The organism is uncultured Microbulbifer sp., assembly GCF_913055755.1.
Classification (GTDB): Bacteria; Pseudomonadota; Gammaproteobacteria; order Pseudomonadales; family Cellvibrionaceae; genus Microbulbifer.
The window spans coordinates 1-6,330 of sequence record NZ_CAJXKH010000140.1; the positions used below are offsets into that span (position 1 = coordinate 1).

A 6,330-nucleotide genomic window follows, 5' to 3' on the forward strand; every position below is an offset into this window, starting at 1 on the left:
GCGCCTGATGATCAAGCTCAAGTCCGAGTCCGATGCGGAGTACCTGAACAGTGCCGCCGATGAACTGAGCCTCGCCGGTGACACCGATAACGGCGGCGGTCCGCAGATTTACTGATGCACAAGTGGTGCTGATTATGGGCAGGGTAAACCCCTGCCTTTTTTATTTGCGGATCATTTTCAGGAAATGCCATGAACAAGATTGCACTGGTAACCGGTGGCAGCCGCGGCATCGGCGCCGCTGCGGCAAAATTGCTGGCCGCACGCGGTTACGATATCTGCATCAGCTATCGCGAGCGTAAATCTGCCGCGGACGCAGTGCTGGATGCGTTACGTGCGCATGCTGTCCGGGCCATCGCGGTGCAGGCCGACATAGCCCTCGAGGAGGACGTGCAGCGGCTGTTCCGCGCGGTGGACGGGCAACTCGGTCCGCTAACCGCGCTGGTAAACAATGCCGGCATGCTGTCGCAGCAGTGCCGAGTGGAGCAGATGTCCGCGCAGCGCATCAACCGGATACTGCAGACAAACGTCACCGGTACCCTGCTGTGCTGTCGCGAGGCGATCAAACGCATGTCCACCCGGCACGGAGGTAACGGAGGCGCCATCGTCAATGTATCTTCCGGCGCGGCGCGCAGCGGCTCGCCCAATGAGTATGTCGATTACGCGGCCAGCAAGGGAGCCGTCGATACCCTCACCGTCGGACTCAGCAAAGAGGTGGCGCGGGAAGGTATCCGCGTCAACGGGGTGCGGCCAGGGTTTATCGCAACGGAAATGCACAGTGACGGTGGAGAACCCAACCGAATCGAACGCCTCGCGCCATTAATCCCTCTTGCACGCGGCGGGCAACCGGAAGAAGTCGCCGGAGCCATTGCCTGGCTGCTCAGCGACGAGGCAGCCTATGCGACCGGGACCTTTATTGATACAACCGGTGGGTTATAGCCGGAATTTAACCGATGCCTCCAATTAGATTATTTATTTTTTTACTGGTCCTGCTATTTATCGGTGGATGTGAGAAAAATCTCACCGCCGATCGTATTTTTATCAATGGCGACATCCACACCATTGATACAGGTAACTCCGTAGCCAGCGCACTCGCGGTAAAAAATGGCCGCATCCTTGCCGTAGGCAACCAGGAAGAATTAAAAGCCCTGGCCGGTGCCGACACGGAAGTTACCGACCTCGCAGGAAAATCCCTGCTGCCCGGTTTTATCGCCGTCCACGAACACCCGGCGATCAGTGCAGTTTTCCGCAACTTCATCGATATGAGCGGTTTTCAACACGAGACAGCCGCCGACGCCTGGAAAGCACTCGTGAGTGCCGTCGCCGCGGCACCTGCGGGACAGTGGGTGTACGCCAAGGGGCTGGACCCGGTGCTGCTCGAGGGGCTCGAGCCACCGACGCGGGCGCAACTGGATGTCATGGCACCGCACAACCCGGTGTTTATACTCGCCCAGAGTATGCACACCGCCTGGGTCAACTCTGCCGCACTCGCCGCAATGGACATCGACGAAAACTCCCCGCCGCCGGGAGAGGGCTCCTACTACGGGCGGGATAAAGACGGGCGACTCAACGGGCTACTGGTAGAAAAGCCCGCGCTGGAGCCTTTTCTGGCTCCGCATAAAAGCCCGTTGAAAGTACTCGCCGCCTACGAGGCAGAACTGGACGACCTGCGCCGCGCCGGTTACACCTGTGTGGCCTCACTCGGATTCAATGTCCCCGCCTGGCTGGCGCAGTGGGCCTCACTGAATGATTTTTCGCCCCGCATCCGCCAGTTTTTTTACTATCGCGGTGACAACCTGGAAAAGCTGTCCGGCACTCCAGAGCGCGACGATGAATATTTTCAGGTGCGGGGTGCAAAGTTCTGGTACGACGGCTCCCCCTACAGCGGCTCCATGGTCGTCGAACAGCCCTACCTGGACAGCGCACTGGCGAAACAACTGGGTGTCGCGCACGGCAGTCACGGCGAAGCGGTAATTGCGGGTGAAGAGTTACAACAGCAGATTAGTGCATTGAATGGACGGGGCTGGCAGTTCGCCACCCATGTGCAGGGAGATCGCGCGGCGCGCGAATATTTAGATATTTTGCAGCGGGCATACCGGTCGCTCCCGCTTCAGGAGCAAAAAGCCTTTGTTGATCGCCGCCACCGCCTAGAACACGGCCTGCTACTGGATAAAACGCTGCTCCCCGGATTTGCCCGACTGGGCATTACCCCGAGCTTCCATATCAACCACCTGCACTACTACGGCGAGGCGCTGCTGGGCGAAGCCCGGGTGCGCCTCAGGCGAGCGCCGATAACAGCATTTTGACCTGACCCAGCAGGCGGCGGGACACCGGCGGTGCCAGCGGGATTCCGCTCAGGGTCACCTCGTGACCGGCGGCGGTTTTTCTGAGGCCGGTAATGTATTCCGTCGCCACAATGGCACTGCGGTGCACCCGCACAAAGCGCTCGCCGAATTCCGCTTCCAGTTCCTTCAGCGATTCATCCAGCACCGTTTCACCGCCACTGTGGTGGGCGATGACGTATTTGTCTTCGGCGATAAAGCAGCGGATATCGTCCACGTCCAGCAGCTGCACGCCACGGCGGCTCACCGCCCTGATCTGGCGGCGGCCGCGAGGTTGCGCATTGTGCGCGATAGTATCCGCCTGCAGCTTCTGCAGCTGCGGCTTGCTCAGTCTTCGCGCCTGGGCAATCGCCTGTGCCAGCTGCTCCACACTGACGGGCTTGAGCAGGTAACCGGATGGAGCGACCGCAAAGGCAGGGAGCGCAAACTCGTCGTGGGCTGTGCAGAAAATGATTGCGGGCGGGTTCGGGCGGGCGGAAATTTGTTCCGCGAGTTGCAGCCCGTTGGTGGCAGGCATTTCGATATCCAATAACAACAGGTCCGGGTCGAGTGAATCCAGCTGTTGTAACGCGCTTTCCCCATCGGCAGCTTCTCCCAGCAGTTGGCAACCATCAATAGCTTGCAACTGACGGGCCAGTCTGGCCCGCGCCAGCGGTTCGTCGTCGACGATCAGCACACCGAGTTGCTGGAGGTTGTCGCTCACGGGGCGGCCTCCTCGCGCTCGGTGCCATACGCTGGCTTCAGCGATTGTCCGGTTTTCAGCGGCAAACGCAGTTCCACGCGGTACTCTTTACCGCGCTCCCCGTCGTGGGCACCCGCACTGAAGCGGAAGCGATTGCCGTAAAACGCACTGAGACGCTGGCGAATATTTTCCATCGCCATGCCGTTGCCGACGTGGGCATTGCGGCTTTCGTCCGTCTCAGAAACTGCAACAGGATTTTGAATCGACAATAGCAGTTCGCGCGGCGCACTGCCAATGACATTTTGGCGAATCTCTATCTGGATGGTGCCGCCCTCGCGGCGACGGGCAATACCGTGCAAAACGGCATTTTCCAGCAGTGGCTGCAGCAGCATGGAAGGCAGTTCTGCATGTTCTGGCAGATTGTCGAGCTGCCACTCGGACTGCAGGCGCTCACCGAGTCGCAACGCCTCGATTTCCAGGTAGCGTTTTGCCAGCTGGATTTCCTGGGCGAGCGGCACCAGTTTTGAATCCGCCAGCGAGGCGCGGAACAGTGCGGAAAGATCCTCAACCAGTTTTTCTGCCCGCTCCGCATCCACCGCGATCAGGCTCGCCAGGCTGTTCATACTGTTGAACAGGAAATGCGGGCGAATGCGCGACTGCAACGCCTCGATGCGCGCCCCCAGCTCCGCCTGCTGCTGGTTGTGCAGCTGCTGCTGCAGATAGGCGTAGCGCAAAACCACCCCGGCACAAATCGCCCCCACCAGCATGTTCGCCAGCAGCGACCAGTAATCGATAGCCTGCCCCGCCATATCCGCCAGCCACCAGTGCTGCACCCCCAGCACCACCGCCAGCACCCCCAGCAGGCAGGCATAACTGATGGCGGCGGCCACCTTGTGGGAACGGCGCGCGAGGAACGGGCGCAGGCGGCAGAGCAGGGCCGCCGAGGGCAGGATGACCCAGAGGATGGTGAGCGACACCAGCCCCAGGCGCTGCCAGTTGAAGGGGTTGAGGCCGTCGGTACTGAGCACCAGCACCAGGGCCAGCAACTCTCCCATAAGAACCAGGGCAGCAATGCCAGTCACACCGCACAGGTCCGGCAGAAACGGGGTAGCGGAGGATTCCCCGACAGGCGGGCGCGCAGAATCTTTGCCTGAGGGGGCAATTTCACGAATTTGCTGCGCTATAATGCCCGCCGCTTGCGCGGGCCGCGAAGATGTCATACCACGTTATCTTTATTCTGGACTCGCCAATCAGGCAAAGAAGATACCGCCATCCCGGATCGACTTCCATATTCGGCTTACATTCCAAATTCGCAAACCCAATCCATATTCGACCAGAGGCAGCATGAGCAACGATAACTCCTCCGCAAACAATGCACAGAGCTCCACCGCCAATCCCGCAGCCAAACTGTGGGGCGGCCGCTTCAGTGAAGCCACCGATGCGTTCGTGGAGCGCTTTACCGCCTCGGTGATGTTCGACCAGCGCATGGCCCTGGAAGACATCCAGGGCTCCCTGGCCCACGCACAGATGCTGTCGGAAGTGGGCGTGCTCACCGCGGACGAATTCCAGCAGATCGAGGGCGGCCTCAAGGATATCGCCGAGGAGATCGGGGCCGGCGAATTCCCCTGGTCGGTGGCACTCGAAGATGTGCACATGAATATCGAGGCGCGCCTGACCCAGCGCATCGGCGCCACCGGCAAGAAGCTGCACACCGGCCGCTCGCGCAACGACCAGGTGGCCACCGATATCCGCCTGTGGCTGCGGGGCCGCATCGACCAGATCGGAGCCGAACTCACCCGCCTGCAAACCGGCCTGGTAGACCTGGCCGAGAAGGAAGCCGACACCATTATGCCCGGCTTCACCCACCTGCAGAGCGCGCAGCCGGTGACCTTCGGCCATCACCTGCTGGCCTGGAACGAGATGCTGACCCGCGACTACGAGCGCCTGATGGACTGCCGCAAACGCGTCAACCGCTCGCCGCTGGGCGCCGCCGCCCTGGCCGGCACCAGCTACCCGATCAACCGCGCGCGCACCGCCGAGCTGCTGGGCTTCGACGCCCCCACCGAGAACTCCCTGGATTCCGTCAGCGACCGCGACTTCGCGATCGAATTCTGCGCCTTCTCTGCTCTGCTGCTGACCCACCTGAGCCGCGCCAGCGAGGAGCTGGTGCTGTGGACCTCCAGCCAGTTCGACTTTATCGACCTGCCGGACCGTTTCTGCACCGGTTCTTCCATCATGCCGCAGAAGAAAAACCCGGACGTGCCGGAACTGGTGCGCGGCAAGACCGGCCGCGTCAACGGCCACCTGATCGCCCTGCTGACCCTGATGAAGAGCCAGCCGCTGGCCTACAACAAGGACAACCAGGAAGACAAGGAGCCGCTGTTCGACGCCGCCGATACCGTACTGGACTGCCTGCGCGCCTTCGCCGACATGGCCCCGGCACTGAAGCCGAAAAAAGAAAACATGCTCGCCGCTGCCGGCAAGGGCTTCTCCACCGCCACCGACCTGGCGGACTACCTGGTGCGCAAGGGCGTCGCCTTCCGCGATGCCCATGAAATTGTCGGCCAGTCCGTGGCGTTTGCGATCGAAAAAGACTGCGACCTCGCCGACCTCAGCCTGGCGGAACTGCAGAGATTCTCCGATGTGATTGGCGAGGACGTGTTCGACGTACTCACCCTGGAAGGCTCCGTCGCCGCCCGCGACCACATCGGCGGCACCGCGCCGAACCAGGTGCGCGCTGCCTGTGAACGCGCGCGCAAACTGATCGCCACCCGTTAACCAGCGGGCAATTGGCGGATGCGCTGCGCTTATCCGCCCTACGACTCTGGTTTTTTCTCACACGACCGTAGGGTGGATAAGCGCAGCGCATCCACCACCCCCGGGACCGCGGAGCTCCAGCTCCGCCCCGGGAACGCCGAGCCCCAGCTCGGCCAGGTCGAACCTCTCACCACCGCCACAATTCACCACAATTCATCCCACCCCCGGCCACCATCCCGATTCCATCACCCGCTAGACTCCCCATACTCACAGGGAGAGTCCACCAATGCGCAAATACATCCTGCTCGGCATCACCGCATTTGTGATTGCCATCTACCTCACCAATGCCTCCTGGCTCGCACAACAGCGCCCGGGTAACCCCACACTGATATCCCACCGCGGCGTCTACCACACCTACAACCGCGAAAACCTCGGCCGCGACGACTGCACCGCAATCCGCATGTACCAACCGGAACACGAATACCTGGAAAATACCCTCGCCTCCATGCGCGCCGCGTTCGATGCCGGTGCGGACATTGTCGAGCTCGACGT

At 61.4% G+C, this 6,330-nt stretch carries 6 protein-coding genes; 4 read left to right on the forward strand and 2 right to left on the reverse strand.

Features of this window, described 5'->3' with window-relative positions; translation table 11 throughout:
• Positions 1-189: 189 nt before the first annotated feature.
• Positions 190-936 carry an SDR family oxidoreductase gene (locus tag QZ511_RS16015; RefSeq protein ID WP_295803956.1) on the forward strand — a complete coding sequence of 249 codons (747 nt, stop codon included), beginning with the start codon at positions 190-192 and terminating at the stop codon, positions 934-936.
• A gap of 14 nt (positions 937-950) precedes the next feature.
• Positions 951-2,303 (forward strand): amidohydrolase family protein, encoded by a 1,353-nt coding sequence (locus QZ511_RS16020; RefSeq protein ID WP_295803958.1) that lies wholly within the window; start codon positions 951-953, stop codon positions 2,301-2,303.
• On the opposite strand, the gene QZ511_RS16025 is transcribed toward QZ511_RS16020, so the two are convergent.
• Together QZ511_RS16025 and QZ511_RS16030 are read right to left on the reverse strand one after the other, a co-directional pair.
• Complete coding sequence (locus tag QZ511_RS16025) at positions 2,275-3,042, reverse strand: LytTR family DNA-binding domain-containing protein (protein ID WP_295803960.1); 768 nt, start codon at positions 3,040-3,042, stop codon at positions 2,275-2,277. The genes QZ511_RS16020 and QZ511_RS16025 overlap by 29 nt on opposite strands.
• A complete protein-coding gene (locus tag QZ511_RS16030) occupies positions 3,039-4,103 on the reverse strand; it encodes a histidine kinase (protein ID WP_295803963.1) in 1,065 nt (354 codons plus the stop codon). Before QZ511_RS16030 ends, QZ511_RS16025 begins: the two co-directional genes overlap by 4 nt.
• Before the next feature lie 262 nt (positions 4,104-4,365).
• Between QZ511_RS16030 and argH the strand changes: the two genes are divergently transcribed.
• Positions 4,366-5,799: an argininosuccinate lyase gene (argH, locus tag QZ511_RS16035; protein ID WP_295803966.1), complete on the forward strand. Its 1,434-nt coding sequence runs from the start codon at positions 4,366-4,368 to the stop codon at positions 5,797-5,799.
• A 265-nt stretch (positions 5,800-6,064) separates the two neighbouring features.
• Positions 6,065-6,330, forward strand: a 266-nt coding sequence (locus tag QZ511_RS16040; protein WP_295803969.1) for a glycerophosphodiester phosphodiesterase family protein, incomplete at its 3' end; no start/stop codon positions are given.

Bases quoted from the DNA above. Each gene is read 5' to 3' on its own strand.
- QZ511_RS16015 (WP_295803956.1), top strand. From the start codon at position 190: ATGAACAAGATTGCACTGGTAACCGGTGGCAGCCGCGGCATCGGCGCC.
- QZ511_RS16020 (WP_295803958.1), top strand. From the start codon at position 951: ATGCCTCCAATTAGATTATTTATTTTTTTACTGGTCCTGCTATTTATC.
- argH (WP_295803966.1), top strand. From the start codon at position 4,366: ATGAGCAACGATAACTCCTCCGCAAACAATGCACAGAGCTCCACCGCC.